Genomic DNA, 18532 nt, shown 5'->3' on the forward strand with positions numbered 1-18532 from the left:
GCCACCAGCCGAAAAATCGAAATTAGGTTACAACCGAATAGCGAGGCAATTTCGCAATCTCCGCCGCCATGGTCTTTAGCGTGACCTCGCCGTAGGTATCGGCAACCGTACTAGCTGCCTGAACATCCAGAATACGGGGAGGGTGACCTTGCCCCTCTTATCTAATCCGGTTTGAAGTTCGTTCTGGCCCATCGAGAGGACCAGGACATGAAACGTAGCCGCTTCTCTGAAGAGCAGATCATCGGAATTTTGAAGAACATGAGGCCGGGGTATCGGTTGCCGATCTGTGCCGCAAGCACGGGGTCAGCGACGCCTCGATTTACAACTGGAAGGCCCGCTTCGGCGGGATGGATGTCTCCGAGGCTCGGCGACTGAAGGCTCTGGAGGACGAGAACACGCGGCTGAAGCGGCTTCTGGCCGACGCCATGCTCGACAATGCCGCGTTGAAGGATCTTGTGGGAAAGAAATGGTGACGCCCGCGGCCAAGCGGAAAGCTGTCGCTCGCCTGAAGGAAGGCTTCGGGATGAGCGAACGGCGGGCGTGTAAAGCCATCGGCTGTTGCCGCATGACGGTTCGCTACGAGACCAGCAGGCCGGACGACCGCGAGCTTCGCGAGCGGATGAAGGCGATCGCGCAGGAGCGTCGCCGGTTCGGCTAGCGGCGTCTTCTCGTGATGCTGAGGCGGGAGGGCCTGGTCGTGAACCACAAGAAGCTGTTCCGGCTCTATCGGGAGGAGAAGCTCGCCGTTCGCCGCCGTGGCGGCCGCAAACGGGCGATCGGGACCAGGGCGCCGATGGTGGTGCCGCTGAGGCCCGACGAGCGCTGGTCGCTCGACTTCGTATCGGACCAGCTCACAGACGGGCGCCGCTTCCGCATCCTGGCCGTCGTCGACGACTGCACGAGAGAGTGCCTGGCACTCATCATTGATACGTCTCTCTCGGGCATGCGGGTTGCCCGCGAATTGGACCGGCTCATCACCGAGCGCGGCCGGCCGAGAATGATCGTCAGCGACAATGGCAGCGAGTTCACCTCGAACGCCATCCTCTCCTGGGCGGATCAGAACCGCGTCGAATGGCATTACATTGCGCCCGGCAAGCCGATGCAGACGGATGTTGTAGAATAGCCCGTTCTTCTCATTCGGCGGCTTTTTCCACAGCCTTCTGCCTTTCCGGCCTCGTTCGCCATCGGGAAGTCGCTGCTGCATAGGCAGCTTCCGCCTTCTCGACGCGGGATCGTTCTTCGGCGCGCTTGGCCGGGATGTTGTAGTCGAAGGCGGTGCCGCGTCTGGCATGGCTGGTCGGAAGGCCGGCATCGTCTTGCCCGCTTTCTTCGCGAACCTCCTGCCGGAGGAGAAATTGCGCGAGGCGATGGAAAAGCACCACGAAGGCAATGTGCGGCCAGGCAATGATTTCGATCTTTTAGCTGCGCTGGGCGCCGATCTGCCGGGAGCCGTACGGGCGTTGCCCAGTGACAGCGCGATAGCAGTTTCGCAGGATGCTTCAAAGGATAAGCCCAAGGCGCGGTTCTCACTTGCTGGCGTGCAGATGAAGCTGTCGGTCATGAAGAACACTGGAAAAGGCGGCGGCCTGACCTTGCCGATGGACGACGAGCAAGGCCGATACATCGCCAAGTTCCCTTCGACGGCGTTTCCAGGCGTTTCCGAAAATGAATTCGCCAACCTCGCGCTGGCCGCAGCGATCGGCATGGAGGTGCCTGAACGCGAACTTATCGAGAAGTCCGATTTCGAGGATATTCCCGAGGAATTCAACACGCTGGCAGAGGGCAAGGGCCTTCTCGTCAAACGCTTCGATCGCGGCGCCGATGGCGAGAGGATTCACATCGAGGATTTCGCTCAGGTCTTCGGTGTCTATCCCTCGCGCAAATATGAGGGCGCCGCTTATCACGACATAGCCTGGGCCCTTGGCGTGGCCGTCTCACTTACGGCGGCTCTCGAATTCGTCCGCCGCCTGGCGCTGACGGTCATCACTGGCGATGGCGACATGCACCTGAAGAACTGGTCTTTGATTTATCCCGGCAACGGCGACAAGCCGGTGCTTGCACCAATCTACGACGTCCTGTCGACCGTGCCATATATTCCCGCCGACGCCATGGCGCTGTCGCTTGGAGGGGAGCGCTCATTCAAGGCGCTAGCAGCACCGCAATGGAAAGCATTTGCGAACCGTGCAAGGCTTCCGGAGCCGGCAGTCCTGAAGGCAGTGGTCGAGACCGTCGAACTCGTCAACGAGCACTGGTGGCATCTGCCTGAGCGCGAGGTTGTCGCAGCGAAAGTGCTCGAGCGGATCGACGAACATGTGAAGGCGATGACGCCGATACTGAACTCCTGCGCCGATAAGTGAGCCGAGTCCCCTTGGGTTGGTGATATGGCGGAATTATCGCCCGCGGCCCGTATGGATGGCCGTGGATCGAAGGTATGCCAGCGTGGCGCAAGATTCGGCGCAGTGTCCACGAGGACACGCGTGAGCAAGCACGTCAGCTCGCCGACAGAAGAGTTCGCAGCATCCCGCAATTACAAGAGGGTCGAGATGCTGTTCGCCACCTCAACACAACGATGCGGTTCGAACGAATGCGGTGACTGAGGATCGCTATCCGACGTTTTTGTCGCCAATGTCGGGTCCGCTACACGGCTTGTTCCGACGATCCTTTCTTTGGCCTCAAGCTAAATCCCTGAAAAGCAAACATGAAATTATTCTTCGATTCGATCAGCCAAATTGGCACGAGTCTTGAGATCCTTGGGTGCGAGGCGGCGACAGCTGCCCGACCGGCATTCATGTCGCGGCAGCCGCGATGAATGGAACGAAGGAAGGAAAGCTACATGTCAGGTTTGCGTCAGATCGCCTTTTACGGCAAGGGCGGCATCGGCAAGTCCACCACCTCCCAAAATACGCTCGCCGCCCTTGTCGACCTCGGGCAGAGAATCCTCATCGTCGGCTGCGACCCCAAAGCCGACTCCACCCGCCTGATCCTGAACGCGAAGGCTCAGGATACGGTCCTGCACCTCGCGGCAGAGGAAGGTTCGGTGGAAGACCTGGAACTCGCGGACGTGCTCAAGGTCGGCTACAAAGGCATAAAATGCGTGGAGTCGGGCGGCCCTGAGCCGGGTGTCGGCTGCGCCGGCCGCGGCGTGATCACCTCGATCAACTTCCTCGAGGAGAACGGTGCCTACGACGATGTCGACTATGTCTCCTACGACGTGCTCGGGGATGTGGTGTGCGGCGGTTTCGCGATGCCGATCCGCGAGAACAAGGCCCAGGAAATCTATATCGTCATGTCCGGCGAGATGATGGCGCTCTATGCCGCCAACAACATCGCCAAGGGCATCCTGAAATACGCCCATTCGGGCGGCGTGCGGCTCGGCGGCCTGATCTGCAACGAGCGCCAAACTGATCGCGAGCTCGACCTCGCCGAAGCGCTGGCTTCCAGGCTCAATTCCAAGCTCATCCACTTCGTGCCGCGCGACAACATCGTCCAGCACGCCGAGCTCAGGAAGATGTCTGTGATCCAGTATGCGCCGGACTCCAAGCAGGCCGGGGAATACAGGGCGCTGGCCGAGAAGATCCATGCCAATTCGGGCCAGGGCACCATCCCCACCCCTATCACCATGGAGGAGCTCGAGGACATGCTGCTCGACTTCGGCATCATGAAGACCGACGAGCAGATGCTTGCCGAGCTTCAGGTCAAGGAAGCGGCCAAGGCGGCCGTACAGTAACGACCGCTACTGACTGGGGGCGCGGCCTGACCTGGCGCGCCTTTCGAAGAACGGCGCCTCGTCGGTGAGGCGTCACCCTGAACCTTGAAAGGGGTCCCATGAGCCTGGAATACGAGAATGACGGCGCCCTCCATGCGAAGCTTATCGAGGAGGTGCTGTCGCAATATCCTGACAAGGCGGCGAAGCGCCGCAAGAAGCACCTCAGCGTCGCAAAGAGCGGCGACGAGGCTGGCGAGGAAAACGAAGTCCTTTCCGAATGCGAGGTCAAATCGAACATCAAGTCCATCCCCGGGGTGATGACGATTCGCGGCTGCGCCTATGCCGGCTCGAAAGGCGTGGTGTGGGGTCCGGTCAAGGATATGGTCCATATCTCGCACGGCCCGGTCGGCTGCGGGCAATATTCCTGGTCGCAACGCCGCAACTACTACGTCGGCACGACCGGCATCGACACGTTCGTGACGATGCAGTTCACCTCCGATTTCCAGGAGAAGGACATTGTTTTCGGCGGCGACAAGAAGCTGGAACGGATCATCGACGAGATCGAGGAACTGTTTCCGCTGAACAAGGGCATGAGCGTGCAATCCGAATGTCCGATCGGCCTGATTGGCGACGACACAGAAGCGGTGTCCCGCAACAAGGCCAAGGAGCACGAAAAGACGATCGTGCCGGTGCGCTGCGAGGGCTTTCGCGGCGTCTCGCAATCACTCGGCCACCACATCGCCAACGATGCGATCCGCGACTGGGTTTTCGAGAAGAAGGAGGTCGAGTTCGAGACCGGCCCGTACGATGTCAATGTGATCGGCGACTATAATATCGGCGGCGACGCCTGGGCTTCGCGCATCCTGCTCGAGGAGATGGGCCTGCGCGTGGTCGGCAACTGGTCGGGCGACGCAACGCTGGCCGAAATAGAGCGCGCGCCGAAGGCCAAGCTCAATCTCATCCATTGCTACAGGTCGATGAACTACATCTGCCGGCACATGGAGGAAAAGTATGGCATCGACTGGATGGAGTATAATTTCTTCGGCCCCTCCCAAACCGAAGCCTCTCTGCGCAAGATAGCCAAGCATTTCGGGCCGGAAATCGAGGCCAAGGCCGAGGCGGTCATCGCCAAATACCGGCCGTTGGTCGATGCCGTCATTGCCAAGTACCGGCCGCGCCTCGAAGGCAGGACGGTGATGCTCTATGTCGGCGGGCTGCGCCCACGTCACGTCGTCACGGCATATGAGGATCTGGGCATGGTGATCGTCGGCACTGGCTATGAATTTGGCCATAACGACGACTATCAGCGTACCGGCCATTACGTGAAGAAGGGCACGCTGATCTATGACGACGTGACTGGTTACGAGCTGGAGAAGTTCATCGAGGGGATCCGTCCTGATCTCGTTGGTTCCGGCATCAAAGAAAAGTACCCGGTCCAGAAGATGGGCATACCGTTCCGTCAAATGCATTCCTGGGATTATTCCGGCCCGTATCACGGCTACGATGGCTTCGCCATCTTCGCCCGCGACATGGATCTGGCCATCAACAACCCGGTCTGGAACCTCTACGACGCCCCTTGGAAGAAAAAAGCCGAGCCGTCGGCGGCGATCGCAGCCGAATGAAACCCTGGCCTCCCGGAAGCCGGGAGGCCGTTGAACGCCTGCGGTCCTTTATCCGCGGGAGACCTGAAACGTTTCGACGTCCCTGTGCCCCGTATGGCGGGCCAGATGGAAAGAGGTAACCACCCATGCCGCAGTCGGCTGAAAAAGTTCTCGACCACGCTCCCCTGTTCCGCGAGCCGGAATACAGGCAGATGCTCGCCGAGAAGAGGCTGAATTTCGAATGTCCTCACCCGGACCAGATCGTTACCGACCAACGCGAATTCACCAAGACGTGGGAATACCGCGAAAAGAACCTCGGTCGCGAAGCGCTTGTCGTGAACCCCGCCAAGGCCTGCCAGCCGCTCGGCGCGGTGTTCGCGGCCGCAGGCTTTGAGCGAACCATGTCCTTCGTCCACGGCAGCCAGGGCTGCGTGGCCTATTACCGCTCGCACCTGTCGCGCCATTTCAAGGAGCCTGCTTCGGCAGTTTCCTCCTCGATGACCGAGGACGCGGCAGTGTTCGGTGGCCTGAAGAACATGGTCGACGGGCTCGCCAACACGTACAAACTCTACGACCCGAAGATGATCGCCGTCTCGACCACTTGTATGGCGGAGGTCATTGGCGACGACCTGCACAGCTTCATCGAGAACGCCAAGGACCAAGGCTCGGTTCCGCGCGACTTCGACGTGCCCTTCGCCCACACGCCGGCCTTCGTCGGTAGCCATGTCGACGGCTATGACGTTACGGTCAAGGGCATTTTGGAGCATTTCTGGAAAGGCGAGGAGCGCACGGAAGCCGAGGGAACCATCAACATCATTCCGGGTTTCGACGGCTTCTGTGTTGGCAACAACCGGGAACTCAAGCGCCTGCTCGATCTGATAGGCGTGTCCTATACCTTCATCCAAGACGCCTCTGACCAGTTCGACACGCCGTCGGACGGCGAATACCGCATGTACGACGGCGGCACGAAGATCGAGGACGCGAGAAAGGCACTCAACGCCGAGGCGACACTTTCGCTACAACATTACAACACCCGAAAAACACTGGAGTATTGCGAGGGGGTAGGGCAGGCGACTGCCTCGTTTCATTACCCGCTCGGAGTCCAGGCGACCGACGACTTCCTGATGGAGGTCTCCGCGATTTCCGGCAAGCAAATCCCCGAGACAATCCGCCTGGAGCGCGGCCGACTTGTTGACGCCATGGCGGACAGCCAATCCTGGCTGCACGGTAAGAAATACGCCATCTACGGCGATCCGGACTTTGTCTACGGCATGGCCCGCTTCATCATGGAGACGGGCGGCGAGCCGACCCATTGCCTCGCCACCAACGGCACCTCGGCATGGGAAACGGAGTTAAAGGAACTGCTTGCATCATCGCCCTTCGGCAAGGATGCTCAAGTCTGGGCGGGCAAGGACCTCTGGGCGATGCGCTCGCTGCTCTTCACCGAGCCGGTGGACCTGCTGATCGGCAACTCCTATGGCAAGTATCTGGAGCGCGACACCGGCACGCCGCTGATCCGGCTGACGTTTCCGATCTTCGACCGCCACCATCATCATCGCTTTGCGCTCATGGGCTACCAAGGCGGGTTGCGCGTACTGACGACGATCCTCGACAAGATCTTCGACAAGCTCGATCGCGAGACAAGCGAGACGGGCGTGACCGACTATTCGTATGACCTCACCCGCTAAGAGTGGCGGCCGGCTTTTGGCCGGTCTTCTTCTTGATGGACTTTGGAGACCGACGCAATGCCCTCGCTCAGTGCCAAAATCCAGGATGTCTTCAACGAGCCTGCCTGCGAGAAGAACCGCGGCAAGGATGCCAAGGCGCGCAAGGAGGGCTGTTCCAAGCCGCTGCCCCCCGGGGCAGCCGCCGGCGGCTGTGCGTTCGATGGCGCCAAGATCGTGCTGCAGCCGATCACCGACGTTGCGCATTTGATCCATGCGCCGCTCGCCTGCGAGGGTAATTCCTGGGACAACCGCGGTGCGGCTTCGTCCGGGCCAACGCTGTGGCGCACGAGCTTCACGACCGACCTCACCGAACTCGACGTGGTAATGGGGCAGGGCGAGCGGAAGCTTTTCAAAGCGATCCGCGAGATCAAGGAAGCGCATAGGCCGCCGGCTATCTTCGTCTATGCGACCTGTGTGACGGCGCTGATCGGCGACGATATCGAGGCCGTCTGCAAGCGCGCGGCGGAAAAGTTCGGCCTCCCGGTGGTGCCGGTCAATGCGCCGGGCTTCGTCGGCTCCAAGAATTTTGGCAACAAGCTTGCCGGCGAGGCGTTGCTCGATCATGTCATCGGCACGGTGGAGCCCGACGATGCCGGCCCTTACGACATCAATATTCTTGGCGAATTCAACCTCTCGGGCGAATTTTGGCTGGTGAAGCCGCTGCTGGATCGGCTCGGCATCCGGGTGCGCGCCTGCATTCCGGGCGACGCGCGTTACTTCGACGTTGCCTGCGCGCACCGCGCCCGGGCGGCTATGATGGTGTGCTCGACCGCGCTCATCAATCTCGCCCGCAAGATGGAGCAGCGCTGGGACATCCCGTTTTTCGAGGGCTCCTTCTACGGCATCACCGACACCTCGGAAGCGCTCCAACAGATCTCTCAGCTGCTCGTGAAGAAGGGTGCCGATCCGGAGATCCTCGGCCGCACCGAGGCATTGATTGCAGAGGAGGAGGCGATCGCTTGGAAGAAGCTCGCGGCCTACCGGCCGAGGCTCGAAGGCAAGCGCGTGCTGCTCAACACCGGCGGCGTGAAGTCCTGGTCGGTCGTCCATGCGCTGATGGAGATCGGCATCGAGATCGTCGGCACCTCTGTCAAGAAGTCGACCGTCGAAGACAAGGAGCGCATCAAGCAGATCCTCAAGGACGACAACCACATGTTCGAGCAGATGGCGCCGCGCGAGCTTTACGCCATGCTCTCGGAACACAAGGCCGATATCATGCTGTCGGGCGGGCGCACGCAGTTCATCGCGCTGAAGGCCAAGACACCCTGGCTCGATATCAACCAGGAGCGCCAACATCCTTACGCCGGCTATGACGGCATGGTGGAACTCGTACGCCAGATCGACCTCGCCATTCATAACCCGATCTGGCGCCAGGTGCGGGAACCGGCGCCATGGGATTGCCAGCCTGCGGTGAGGGAGGAACTGCCCAGCACGAAAAGCGAGACCGCGACCTTACATGCTGTCCAGGAATTCGCCGGCACGACGGCCGACGATTTCGGCGAGTGTTGAGGAAAGCCGATGGTCCGCATCCTTCCCCAGACGAAAGCGGCGGCGGTCAATCCGCTGAAGTCATCGCAGCCGCTGGGTGCCGCCTTGGCCTTTCTTGGCGTCGACGGTGCGATGCCGTTGTTCCACGGCAGCCAAGGGTGCACCAGCTTCGCCCTCGTGCTCTTCGTGCGGCATTTCAAGGAAGCCATCCCCTTGCAGACGACGGCGATGGACGAGGTGGCGACGATCCTCGGCGGGGCAGACCATCTGGAAGAGGCGATCCTCAATCTCAAGGCCCGCACAAAGCCAACGCTGATCGGGGTCTGCACGACGGCGCTGGTGGAAACCCGGGGCGAAGACTGCGCAGGAGATATCGCCAATATCAGGCTGAAGCGCAGGCAAGAACTCGCGGGTACGGAGGTGGTGCTAGCCAACACACCGGATTTCGATGGCGCGATCGAAGAGGGCTGGGCCAAGGCTGTCACCGCGATGATCGAAAGGATTACGCGGCCCGGCGAGCAGGCGCGGCAGTCGAAGAAGATCGTGATCCTGCCTGGCTGGAACCTCACTGTGGCTGATATCGAGCATTTGCGTGAGATGGTTGAAAGCTTTGGAGTCAAGCCGGTGATTCTGCCGGACGTCTCCGGGTCGCTCGACGGTACGGTGCCCGACCGCTGGGTCACGACCACCCATGGCGGCACCAGCGTCGAGGATATCCGCGAGCTTGGCACGGCCGAGCAATGCATCGTCATCGGTGAGCATATGCGCCGCCCGGCCGAGCTGCTGCAGAGGCTGACTGGCGTGCCTTACGTGCTGTTCCGGTCGCTGACTGGATTGAAGGACGCCGACCGGTTCGTCTCGCTGCTGTCCGCGGTTTCGGGCGCGGCGGCGCCGGCTGGGGTGCGCCGTCGCCGAGCGCAGTTGCAGGACGCGTTGCTCGACGGACATTTCCACTTTGGAGGCAAGAAAATTGCGATCGCTGCTGAGCCAGACCAACTCTACCAACTCGCGAGCTTCTTTATCGGCATGGGCTCCGAAATCGCGGCGGCGGTCGCCACGACCGATATGTCGAAAATTTTGGAGGAAGTACCGGCGCAGTCGGTTCAAATCGGCGATCTCGGCGATTTGGAAGCTCTTGGCGCCGGCGCTGATCTTCTCGTCACCCATTCCCACGGCCGCCAGGCGGCGCAGCGCCTCGGCATTCCGCTCATGCGGGTCGGCTTCCCGATCTTCGACCGGCTCGGGAGCCAGCACAAGCTTACAATCCTCTACCAGGGGACCCGCGACCTGATCTTCGAGGTTGCCAACATTTTTGAAGCCAACCGGCACGCGCCGACGCCTGAGGCGCTTGATCCACTCCGTAAGCGAGAAATGCCAGATGAGCTCCGTTCGTCGCCTCTCGCTCGTCACTGACGAGGTTCACGCACCGAGGCCGGAACGCCAAGCCGGCGCATTGCGCGTGGCGATCGCCACGCAGGATATGAAGAACCTCAACGCCCATTTCGGTTCGGCCAGGCGCTTTGCTGTCTACGACGTGATGCGCGAGGAGTGGAAGCTCGTCGAGGCCGTGGCCTTCGATGACGTTTCGGACGAGAGCGGGAAGCACCCAACTGAGGGCGATGACCGCATCACCCCGAAGGTGGAGGCGCTGAAGGGATGTCATCTCCTGTTTTGTCTGGCGATCGGCGGACCTTCGGCAGCCAAGATTGTTTCGGCAAAAATTCATCCGATCAAAGTGCCGCAGCCCCAAACCATCCAAGAGGTGCTGTTGCGCACGCAGTTGATGCTCAGGACGTGTCCTCCCCCTTGGCTGCGCAAGGTGCTCGCGCAGGCAGGTGTCGCCGTACACAAACCGTCCTTCGAGGACGAGGACTGAAATGAGGAGTAGGCGAAATGTCTGACGCCGTGGTTAGCCCTGCTGTCGCCGAAGACGAGGCGGCCCTTGCCACCCCGTTCGCAAAATGCCTCGTGCGGCTGGTCCGGGCTCATGATTCCCACGGGTCTTGGGAAGGCAAATCGGACGCCGAGCTGCTGGGCGACTTCATCATCACCAGGGAACAGCGTCGTGCGATCCCGATCATCGGCGATCCCGATCCGGACGTGCTGTGGAGGCTCGAGATGTTTTACACCGCCGTCGGGCTTGCGATCGAGGAGCGTTCCGGCCTGATGGCATCGCCGATGATGGAGATAAGCCATGAGGGCTTTGGGCGCGTGCTTCTCACGGCCGGGCGGTTGGTCGTTCTGTCGAAGACCCTGCGCGACATCCACCGGTTCGGCTTCGAGACGTTCTGGAAACTCGCCACGGCCGGTACGGAACTGGCCGGCGATGCGACCGCAGCTATTGAGGCTCATCCCGAGGTGGCGCGGGCGTGATGGAACCGATTTTCGATCAACGGGATCGTGTCAGGCCTTGAGGACATGCGATGGCCAGCCCTCTCAACCGAGGCGATCGAGGCCGATGTGGTTCTTGGGGCAGCGCTGATGAAGCCACTGGTCCTGATCTGTTCGCAGGATCCGGAGTTCTATCTGGTCCACAGCCACATTCTGGAGGTGGATGGCTTCACGATTCAACTGGCCGGCAGCGTGGAGGAGGCGCTTGCATTGGCCAGTGAACGGGAGCCGAAGGCCGTGGTGCTGGACTGCCAGCCAACAAGCGCGACAGGCTCCATAATCTGCGCCCGGTTCAAGGGGGAGCCCCGGACCGGCGGCCTGCCCGTAATTGCGCTGATCGCGCCCGGCGCCGAGAACCAGCACCTCGATCTCTTGAAGGCTGGTATTGACGAGAGCTTTGTGCGGCCCTTCGCGCCGGCCAAGCTGCTTGACTGTCTACGGATGAAGCTGGCGCTGCCAAAGCCGGGTTCGAACGGGATTGAAAACGGCGGCTGGATCTCCTGTGGCGACCTTGAGATAAGGCTCGATGCCCACCGCGTTCGGGGTAATGGCCACGAAGTCCACCTTGGGCCGATCGAGTTCAACCTGCTGCGGCTTTTGCTTGAGACTCCCGGCAAGGTCTTCACCAGAGACGAGCTGATCAGCGCGGCCTGGCCGGCCAATATCCATGTCGGTGTACGCACCGTGGATGTCCATATCAGCCGGCTCAGAAGGGCGCTGAAGGCGGCCTCCCCCTCCAGCGTCATTCGTACCGTCAGGTCGGCCGGCTACTCGCTCGAGTGGCCGGACGGCTGAATAGATAACCGATGTGGTGCCACTCCGCATTTCGCTGTGCTGAGGGCAAGTCTTGCGGCTTCGAAACGCGCCGGCAGGTACGACATATTCAAAAAGAAGCAGTCAAATGGCTTTCAGAAGCGTACTCAGTGTGACGGGAGCTGCCCACTCCGATCAGGATGTCAGAACAGCTGCCAGCTTGTGTGCCGAAGTCGGCGCGCATCTTTCCGTACTGGTGATGTCGCCTCCGCCGCTCATTATGCCGTCTCCGCTGCTCGGCGATGGCCTCCCCGAGTGGCCCGGACAACGCGCACAGGCCATCGCCAGACTGGACAAACGGTTTAGGCAGATCCAGAGATTTTCACAGGACATGGCCAACCTGGAAAAGACATCCAGGGAAATTCACAAACTGCTGAGAGCCACGTGGCGGTGCTATGATGTCGATGTTGTCAACTGCGATCAGGCCAGCGTCGGTGACGCAGTGCGAGCGCGGGCGCTCTGCAACGACCTGACAATCGTCGGCCCTGCACTTCTCAACGACGTTAACGTCGGTCCCCTTGTTATCAACGGCAGCCTGTTCGACACCGGAAAGCCGGTGCTTGTCGTGCCGGAGGGCGCTGAGGCGACTCTGTCTCCACGGCGGGTGCTGGTCGGCTGGGATTCGCGAGTCGAGGCGTCCCGTTCGGTTCGGGAAGCGCTGCATCTGCTAGCCGGTGCTGAGGAAGTTCGTGTCGCACTAGTCGATCCGGAGGCGACGTGCAACAGAAACGGCGCCGATCCCGGAGCCGACATGGCTGCCTATCTCACTCGGCACGGTGCTCGGGTGTCGGTTGACCTGCTGCCGAGTGCCGGCAAACCGGTGGCCACGGTGCTCGCGCAGCACGCAATCGACACGTCTGCCAACATGATTGTCATGGGTGCCTATGGCAGCCGCCGGCTGCGCGAGCGGCTCTTCGGTGGCGTGACAAGATGGATAATTGGCAAGCCGCCATCGCCGCTGTTTTTGGCTCGCTGACGGGTTTGAAGTAGCACCGATGCTGTTCGAGGCTGTACTCCCCTGGTCACCTACCCTATGCGAAGTCGGAGAAAGGTCGCGGCAAACGCGCCCAGTTTCGCGCAGCTCCTCGGAGCCAATCTGCAGTCGCCGTCGCTGAGAACATCGCGGACGTCTCGCGTTCGGGGTTCTGCTCGCCCGAGATAATCCGTAACGCGGAGACCAACACTGGGCCGAGATATGGGCAGTCCTCAATGCAGTCAAAACCACGGCTTAGCAGCTCGGCGTCAGGTCGAGAAACAGAGTCGGTTCAGCGCGCCAGGCCGCGTCCGGACCGTAGCCGCATCGTATTGGCGTTATCACGATTTCCCTCACCACTGGCCAGGGAGCTGAACACCGCAATGACCGTGCAGCGGCCAAGGCAACCGACCTTCGAGTCGGACGGTCGGGCTCTTGCCGGCCTCGGCGCGAGGGATGGCATTAATCACCTTGTCATTGCCTGGGATGGTAGCCGGGTCAGCGGCGAGGGCGGCCGCATCTTCAGCGTTTTCAGTCGGTCCGGGCCAACCCGCGTGTCGACCGAGTGGTCTTTGGCCGGTCAATTCCGACAACGCTCACATTCTCCCTGTAGGGCCTGTGCACAGGGTCACAGAACGACAAAAGCAGGAATACGGGAGAGTTCACCGGGCCGGCACATGCCGGCACTCATCCTGGCCCTCTTCGCCACGATCATCATCCTCAATCTGGCGATGACGGTACTTGCGACCCGCAGCCGGACATGACCGGCTTCGTCAAAGAACTCCGGCGTTGCGAGCCAGGAATTCAATCGCAAAGCGGAAGAGGTAGGGCAGAGGCGATGCTCGGATGGAGCGGCCCCTGCACTCGCAATGGCGTTCCGCTACCACCTGAGCGACCGAAACGGCAAGAAGCTCAAGCAAGGCTTGAGGCGGACGATGATGACGAGCCTGGCGGTAGCCAACGCAGTCATGATGTCCATCTGCTCGTCCATCAGCCCGAATATATGTCGAGTCGTCCGTGGCCACGCTTCTGTGCCGACGCGAAGCGGGTGATGCGTGTTCAAGACCTGACAATGGCAGAAAACATGCCGCGTCCAATACAACCGGCTATCTTGGGCACCCCGGAACTTTTTTAAAGTGTAATCAAGCGTTTACCGCGCGCTGAGCGCTTTGGCACGGCCTTTGCAAATTGAGATTCAGCAACACTGAGTGAAGGCTGACTGCACGCAGATGCGCAAGACGAGCGGTGCTCTCCCTTCGTTGAACCCTCGTGCCCCGTCTCAAAGGGGGAACAAGCTTGCGCATAAGGTGACGCAACCTTTGGCAACAGCTTTGGAGAGCAAAATGATGTTGGGGATGGGGTCACTGGCTCCTTCGATCAAAGTGGAGGACTGGCTGCGTGGCGAGCCCCTTGCGAACTTCCAGCCCGGCAAAGTCTATATCGTCGAATTTTGGGCAACTTGGTGCGAACTATGTGCGGCGGAGATGCTCAATCTGATGCGGCTACAGGAGAAATACAGGGACAGCGGACTTGAGGTCGTCGCAGTCGCGGCTAATGAAGACGCTCCAGCGGCCGTTGAGGCTCGCACCAACTTAAACGGTTGGTTGACCGCAAAGTGCTCGCATCTGAACTATCGGATCGCGTTCGACCACACAGGCGAAATGAACAAGCTTTGGATGGAACCCAGCTTTTCTGTCGGGATTCCGACCTCGTTCGTGGTCGACCGAGATGGTTGCATCGCCTTTATCGGTCATCCGAGCCAACTCGATGAGGTTTTGCCGAAAGTGCTCAACGGCAGCTGGCGTACCAGCAACAAAGCAAAAGCCGCCGATCAGGAGCGGATCGCCACAAGCGAACCCCTGCCGCGCGAACAAGCGTTGAAGAAGCCGATCGATGACCGGTTCTGGGCGGCGGTGAAGTTGGAAGATTGGAAGACGGCGCTCTGGGCGATCGAAGAGGGCATTGCCTTGATGCCGGACGACCTCAATTTCCGTCTGGCTCATTCGCATCTGTTGCTTCACAAAATTCAAGACATGTGGACCGGCTTGCCCGTGATGAGCCAATTGGTTCGCGACGCGATCGACAAAAACTCTGAGGACTGGATGGTTTCGGCGCTAGACCAACTTTTCCATCCGGCGAATGACCATTCGCGCCTTCCCCCTGCTGAGCGCTTCGCGATGGGCAAGGAGCTGTCCGAACACATCCTGGCGCTGAATCCCCCGCAAGGCGACAGCCCTAAGTTCCGGTCCTATCCCGCGGTCGCCCGGTACTATCACGAGAACGGCAACAATGATCGCGCGATCGAGTTGGTCGAACTGGCACTGACGTCGCTGGACGGTCCGGAGCCTATCCTGGCCGAATTAAAAGAGCAGCATCTGCCGGATTTGCTGCAGGCCCTCGCCAAGTACAGGGGTGGGAAGGTTTGTTGCGGCGCACTCTGTGCGGCTCCGCAAAACCATTTCCCGGAGGTGCCAAAGCGCGGTCGGCCGAGGGGAAAAAACAAAAAGGGTTGATTGGTCGAAATAGATTACTGGCCAATTCGTCCATTTCCCTGCTGTGGCCGCAGCAAGGAGGGTCCATGCAGCCCTTGGTCGATTGTTTGCAGCAGGATCGAGGCTCGAATCTTCATGACCTGTGGCCGCATTGCGGCGGAAATAATGTTCGACGCGAGTTCGCGTGGAACACCTCGCAGTCGAGGAGGTGTTCAAGGTCGGCCACGGGGCTGCGCAAGGGTGCCCGAAGTAGGCGTCCCCGAAAACAGGCAGCGTGCTTCGAGGAAGAGGACTGAAATGAGGAGAAGGCGAAATGCCTGATGCCGCGGTCAGCCCGGCTGTCAACGAGGACGAGGCGGCCCTTGCCAGCCTTTTGTCAGATGCCTCGTGCGGCTGATCCGTGCTCAGCATGCCTCCGGGTCACGGGAAGGCAAATCGGACGCCGAACTGCTGGGCGACTTCATCATCACCAGAAAACAGCGCCGTGCGATCCCCATCATCGGCGATCCCGATCCGGACGTGCTGTGGACGCTCAATATGTTCTACACGGCCGTCGGGCTTAGGATCGAGGAGCGCTCCGGCCTGATGACATCGCCAACGATGGAGATGAAACCCATGGGGGCTTCGGACGATTGCTTTTCACGGCCGGGCGCTTGGTCGCTCTGTCGAGACATCCACCGGTTCGGCTTCGAGACGTACAGGAAGCTCGCGGAGGCCGGTACGAACTTGGTCGACGATGCGACTGCAGCATTGAAGCCTATCCCGACGTGGCACGGGCGTGAAGAAACCGATTTCGAGGAACGATTATGTCAAACCTAGATGAGATGGGGAAGAAAGTTCGAAAGCTTCAGCTGCGCGCGGCAGTTGCCAAGATGAGATTGCGCGGCCTTGCAGAGGATCTCCCGAGAAAATGGAGGGAGATAGAGGAAGTTGCTGAGGAAACGTCCGCCGTTTTTGCCGAGTTGGATGGTGCCAAGAGAGAGCTCGCTGCAATGAAGAAGTTACGATGACGAGCACCTTCACCACCCGCGACGGCTCCGGATGGATGCCGGAATATCTCACCGCTATCGATGGCACGACCTGCATCGGTTGCGGCCGCTGTTTCAAGGTCTGCTCGCGCGAGGTCATGCACCTTCACGGCGTCGATGATGCGGGTGAAATCCTCGGCGCCTGCGACGGCGAAGACGACGATTTCGACGGCGAACTCAATCGCATGATCATGGTCGTCGACCACGCCGGCCGCTGCATTGGCTGCGGAGCCTGCGACCGCGTCTGCCCGAAGAACTGCCAGACCCATATTGCGGCCGACCAGGTCGCAGCATGATCTGAGGAGACAAAACCTGGAGAACGGCGTTGCCCTTTAGAATCTTTTGTCGCGTCCTGGGGCTGGTGCTGTGCAGCACCGCACTAACTGTCTACTTCGCTTCTCATTCCATCGGCACAGTAGTCGTCACGACGCTGGCTTGTTCGCTGCTCCTTCAGCTGGCGTATTTCGCAAGCGTGCTCTTTCTGATCTGGCGGTCTGGCTGTGATAGCCAAGCTGGCCAAAGGGCTGAGCATTTCGGCAGTTGCAAGGAAGTTGGATCCGAGCCGCCAGATCTTGATGAGGCAACGAATGAATCTGCAGATTTGCTCCAGCGCGATCAAATGGTGGCTATGTCGCTGCTGCTGCCTTGAGGCGCCGCCGAGACAAGATCAGAGCTCAGATTCCCGCTACTTTCGATGAACCACAGACCTTGGGCTGATCGTTCAAGAACATTGCCCAACATACAGCCAAGCTCGTCTATCTCGAATGGAACTAGTCGAAGACGACGTGGTTTTGCTCGAGGAGTACGCGTACCCGTGTTATGGCATTCCGTCCGAGCAAACCAAGGATGCAATCCGTCAGTTCGCGGGGCTTGATGGTATGATTACCGATCCCGTCGATGAGGGCAAATCGATGCAAGGGATGATCGACCTTGTCCAGAAAGGCTTCTTTCCAGAGGGATCGAAGCTTCTCTATGCGCGTCTCGGCGGTGCGCCGGCGATCAACGGGTACAGTTACACCTTTCGCAACGGCTGACGCTCGACAGATTATGCCCGCCTTGTCAAAGAAAAGCATCTCGATCTTAACTGCTCAACGCAGACCTCTCGTCGATTCCCTTGGTATTCTTGGCGAGGTTCATCCCACCGTTTATGGAGGGAAACCAGGTTATGGCACTACTAGAAATAGCGGGTTGCTAACCTAGCTACCACCATGGCTCTCTTCACGGTAGCATACAACACTTGGAGTGCCGACGCATGATGGTGCAGACGGTGACGGGGCCGATCCCGGTCGAGCGCTTGGGCCGCACACTGATGCACGAGCACCTGTTCATCGCCTTTCCCGGCGCCTGGTTCGATCCGCTCGCGAAATTCGACCGTGCGGAATTAATCGAAAGGGCAGTCCGGCAATTGATCCAACTGCGCACTGAGCATGGTGTGCGCACCTTCGTCGACCCCTGTCCGATCGAACTCGGTCGTGACGTCATGATAATGAAAGAGGTTTCCGAAAAATCCGGCATGCACATAGTTTGCACCACGGGGTTTTACCACGAGGAAAAGGGCCTGCCGATCTACTGGCGCGCCCGCACCGTCGATGAGATCGCCGAGCTTTACGTCCGCGAGATCACCTACGGCATCGCCGACACTGGTGTGAAGGCCGGCGCCATCAAGGTCTCAACGGGCGCGCCCGTTGTCACCGCGCATGAGAAGAGGTTCCTCGCGGCCGCTTGTATCGCGCAGAAGGTGACCGGGGTGCCTATAATTACCCACACCAAGGACGGCTACGCAGGCCCTGAACAGCAGCAGCTGTTAGCGGCCGGCGGCGTTGCCGCCGATCGTTGCTTGATCGGCCATAGCTGCTGCAACCTAGATCCCGCCTATCATCGCCGCATTATAGATGCTGGCTCTTACATCGGATTCGATCAGATCGGGATGTTCCATCGGCCGGACAATTGCCGCGCCGACAATTTGGCGAAGCTCGTGCGCGACGGCTTTCGTGCGCAGCTCATGATTAGCATGGACCGCCTCTGCGGCATGCTCGGCAAGTTCAGTCGCCACCTCACCGCCGATGAGATCACAATGATCGAACACCTGAAGTCGCAGGGACTCTACCAAGCCCATACCTACATGTTCACGGATTTCATCCCAATGCTGCACGCCCGCGGTGTCACTCAGGCGGACATCGTCTCGATCCTGGAGGACAACCCGAGACGGTTCTTTGCCGGTGAGAGTCTGCCCGAAACGGCGACGTGCTAACTCTTAGACCGTGGTCAAGAATGATGGATGAACTTTTCGCCCTATGCGTTTTGCCACAGGTT

Annotated in this window: 16 protein-coding genes and 2 pseudogenes; all 18 read left to right on the plus strand. The window is 60.1% G+C overall.

Annotated elements, in window-relative coordinates; genetic code table 11:
• Window positions 1-207: 207 nt before the first annotated feature.
• Window positions 208-1120: pseudogene (locus tag NKI08_RS20500) on the plus strand (IS3 family transposase); the annotation flags it as partial.
• Window positions 1121-1289: 169 nt separating this feature from the next.
• Window positions 1290-2357, plus strand: coding sequence for a type II toxin-antitoxin system HipA family toxin (locus NKI08_RS20505; RefSeq protein ID WP_352771767.1), 1068 nt, complete (start codon window positions 1290-1292; stop codon window positions 2355-2357).
• A 476-nt stretch (window positions 2358-2833) separates the two neighbouring features.
• A complete protein-coding gene (gene nifH / locus NKI08_RS20510; RefSeq protein ID WP_352771769.1) occupies window positions 2834-3727 on the plus strand; it encodes a nitrogenase iron protein in 894 nt (297 codons plus the stop codon).
• A 98-nt stretch (window positions 3728-3825) separates the two neighbouring features.
• Window positions 3826-5328, plus strand: a complete 1503-nt coding sequence (gene nifD, locus NKI08_RS20515; protein WP_352771771.1) for a nitrogenase molybdenum-iron protein alpha chain — start codon at window positions 3826-3828, stop codon at window positions 5326-5328.
• A 125-nt stretch (window positions 5329-5453) separates the two neighbouring features.
• Window positions 5454-6995 carry a nitrogenase molybdenum-iron protein subunit beta gene (nifK, locus tag NKI08_RS20520; protein ID WP_352771773.1) on the plus strand — a complete coding sequence of 514 codons (1542 nt, stop codon included), beginning with the start codon at window positions 5454-5456 and terminating at the stop codon, window positions 6993-6995.
• A 57-nt stretch (window positions 6996-7052) separates the two neighbouring features.
• Entirely contained in the window at window positions 7053-8543 is a 1491-nt protein-coding gene (gene nifE / locus NKI08_RS20525) for a nitrogenase iron-molybdenum cofactor biosynthesis protein NifE (RefSeq protein ID WP_352771775.1), read from the plus strand.
• A 9-nt stretch (window positions 8544-8552) separates the two neighbouring features.
• The gene (gene nifN, locus NKI08_RS20530; protein ID WP_352771777.1) at window positions 8553-9935 is read left to right on the plus strand and encodes a nitrogenase iron-molybdenum cofactor biosynthesis protein NifN; all 1383 of its coding nucleotides are present in this window, start codon (window positions 8553-8555) and stop codon (window positions 9933-9935) included.
• Window positions 9901-10398, plus strand: coding sequence for a nitrogen fixation protein NifX (nifX, locus tag NKI08_RS20535; protein ID WP_352771779.1), 498 nt, complete (start codon window positions 9901-9903; stop codon window positions 10396-10398). Before nifN ends, nifX begins: the two co-directional genes overlap by 35 nt.
• A gap of 17 nt (window positions 10399-10415) precedes the next feature.
• A complete protein-coding gene (locus NKI08_RS20540; protein WP_352771781.1) occupies window positions 10416-10895 on the plus strand; it encodes a NifX-associated nitrogen fixation protein in 480 nt (159 codons plus the stop codon).
• Between the two features lie 27 nt (window positions 10896-10922).
• Window positions 10923-11708, plus strand: a complete 786-nt coding sequence (locus NKI08_RS20545; protein WP_352725488.1) for a response regulator transcription factor — start codon at window positions 10923-10925, stop codon at window positions 11706-11708.
• Window positions 11709-11814: 106 nt separating this feature from the next.
• On the plus strand, window positions 11815-12702 hold the full coding sequence (locus NKI08_RS20550) for a universal stress protein (RefSeq protein ID WP_352771782.1): 888 nt from the start codon (window positions 11815-11817) through the stop codon (window positions 12700-12702).
• 1343 nt (window positions 12703-14045) lie between these two features.
• Window positions 14046-15212, plus strand: a complete 1167-nt coding sequence (locus NKI08_RS20555) for a TlpA disulfide reductase family protein (RefSeq protein ID WP_502899653.1) — start codon at window positions 14046-14048, stop codon at window positions 15210-15212.
• Between the two features lie 366 nt (window positions 15213-15578).
• Window positions 15579-16010, plus strand: coding sequence for a DUF269 domain-containing protein (locus NKI08_RS20560; RefSeq protein ID WP_352771786.1), 432 nt, complete (start codon window positions 15579-15581; stop codon window positions 16008-16010).
• Window positions 15998-16201, plus strand: a complete 204-nt coding sequence (locus NKI08_RS20565; protein ID WP_352771788.1) for a CCE_0567 family metalloprotein — start codon at window positions 15998-16000, stop codon at window positions 16199-16201. The genes NKI08_RS20560 and NKI08_RS20565 overlap by 13 nt, the downstream gene beginning before the upstream one ends.
• Window positions 16198-16515 (plus strand): ferredoxin III, nif-specific, encoded by a 318-nt coding sequence (gene fdxB / locus NKI08_RS20570; RefSeq protein WP_352771790.1) that lies wholly within the window; start codon window positions 16198-16200, stop codon window positions 16513-16515. The genes NKI08_RS20565 and fdxB overlap by 4 nt, the downstream gene beginning before the upstream one ends.
• A 29-nt stretch (window positions 16516-16544) precedes the next feature.
• Window positions 16545-16868, plus strand: coding sequence for an exopolysaccharide production repressor protein (locus NKI08_RS20575; protein ID WP_352771792.1), 324 nt, complete (start codon window positions 16545-16547; stop codon window positions 16866-16868).
• A 77-nt stretch (window positions 16869-16945) separates the two neighbouring features.
• Window positions 16946-17253 (plus strand): annotated as a pseudogene (locus NKI08_RS20580) (1-aminocyclopropane-1-carboxylate deaminase); the annotation flags it as partial.
• A 218-nt stretch (window positions 17254-17471) separates the two neighbouring features.
• Window positions 17472-18470, plus strand: coding sequence for a phosphotriesterase family protein (locus tag NKI08_RS20585; RefSeq protein WP_352771794.1), 999 nt, complete (start codon window positions 17472-17474; stop codon window positions 18468-18470).
• The last annotated feature ends 62 nt before the right edge of the window (window positions 18471-18532 follow it).

This window comes from Mesorhizobium sp. M0768, from assembly GCF_040320195.1.
Classification (GTDB): domain Bacteria; phylum Pseudomonadota; class Alphaproteobacteria; order Rhizobiales; family Rhizobiaceae; genus Mesorhizobium.

Coding starts and splice junctions, on each gene's coding strand:
- nifK (WP_352771773.1), top strand. CDS start 5,454: ATGCCGCAGTCGGCTGAAAAAGTTCTCGACCACGCTCCCCTGTTCCGC.
- fdxB (WP_352771790.1), top strand. CDS start 16,198: ATGACGAGCACCTTCACCACCCGCGACGGCTCCGGATGGATGCCGGAA.
- nifH (WP_352771769.1), top strand. CDS start 2,834: ATGTCAGGTTTGCGTCAGATCGCCTTTTACGGCAAGGGCGGCATCGGC.
- NKI08_RS20555 (WP_502899653.1), top strand. CDS start 14,046: ATGTTGGGGATGGGGTCACTGGCTCCTTCGATCAAAGTGGAGGACTGG.
- NKI08_RS20550 (WP_352771782.1), top strand. CDS start 11,815: ATGGCTTTCAGAAGCGTACTCAGTGTGACGGGAGCTGCCCACTCCGAT.
- NKI08_RS20585 (WP_352771794.1), top strand. CDS start 17,472: ATGATGGTGCAGACGGTGACGGGGCCGATCCCGGTCGAGCGCTTGGGC.
- nifD (WP_352771771.1), top strand. CDS start 3,826: ATGAGCCTGGAATACGAGAATGACGGCGCCCTCCATGCGAAGCTTATC.
- nifX (WP_352771779.1), top strand. CDS start 9,901: ATGAGCTCCGTTCGTCGCCTCTCGCTCGTCACTGACGAGGTTCACGCA.
- nifE (WP_352771775.1), top strand. CDS start 7,053: ATGCCCTCGCTCAGTGCCAAAATCCAGGATGTCTTCAACGAGCCTGCC.
- NKI08_RS20565 (WP_352771788.1), top strand. CDS start 15,998: ATGTCAAACCTAGATGAGATGGGGAAGAAAGTTCGAAAGCTTCAGCTG.
- NKI08_RS20505 (WP_352771767.1), top strand. CDS start 1,290: ATGGCTGGTCGGAAGGCCGGCATCGTCTTGCCCGCTTTCTTCGCGAAC.
- nifN (WP_352771777.1), top strand. CDS start 8,553: ATGGTCCGCATCCTTCCCCAGACGAAAGCGGCGGCGGTCAATCCGCTG.
- NKI08_RS20540 (WP_352771781.1), top strand. CDS start 10,416: ATGTCTGACGCCGTGGTTAGCCCTGCTGTCGCCGAAGACGAGGCGGCC.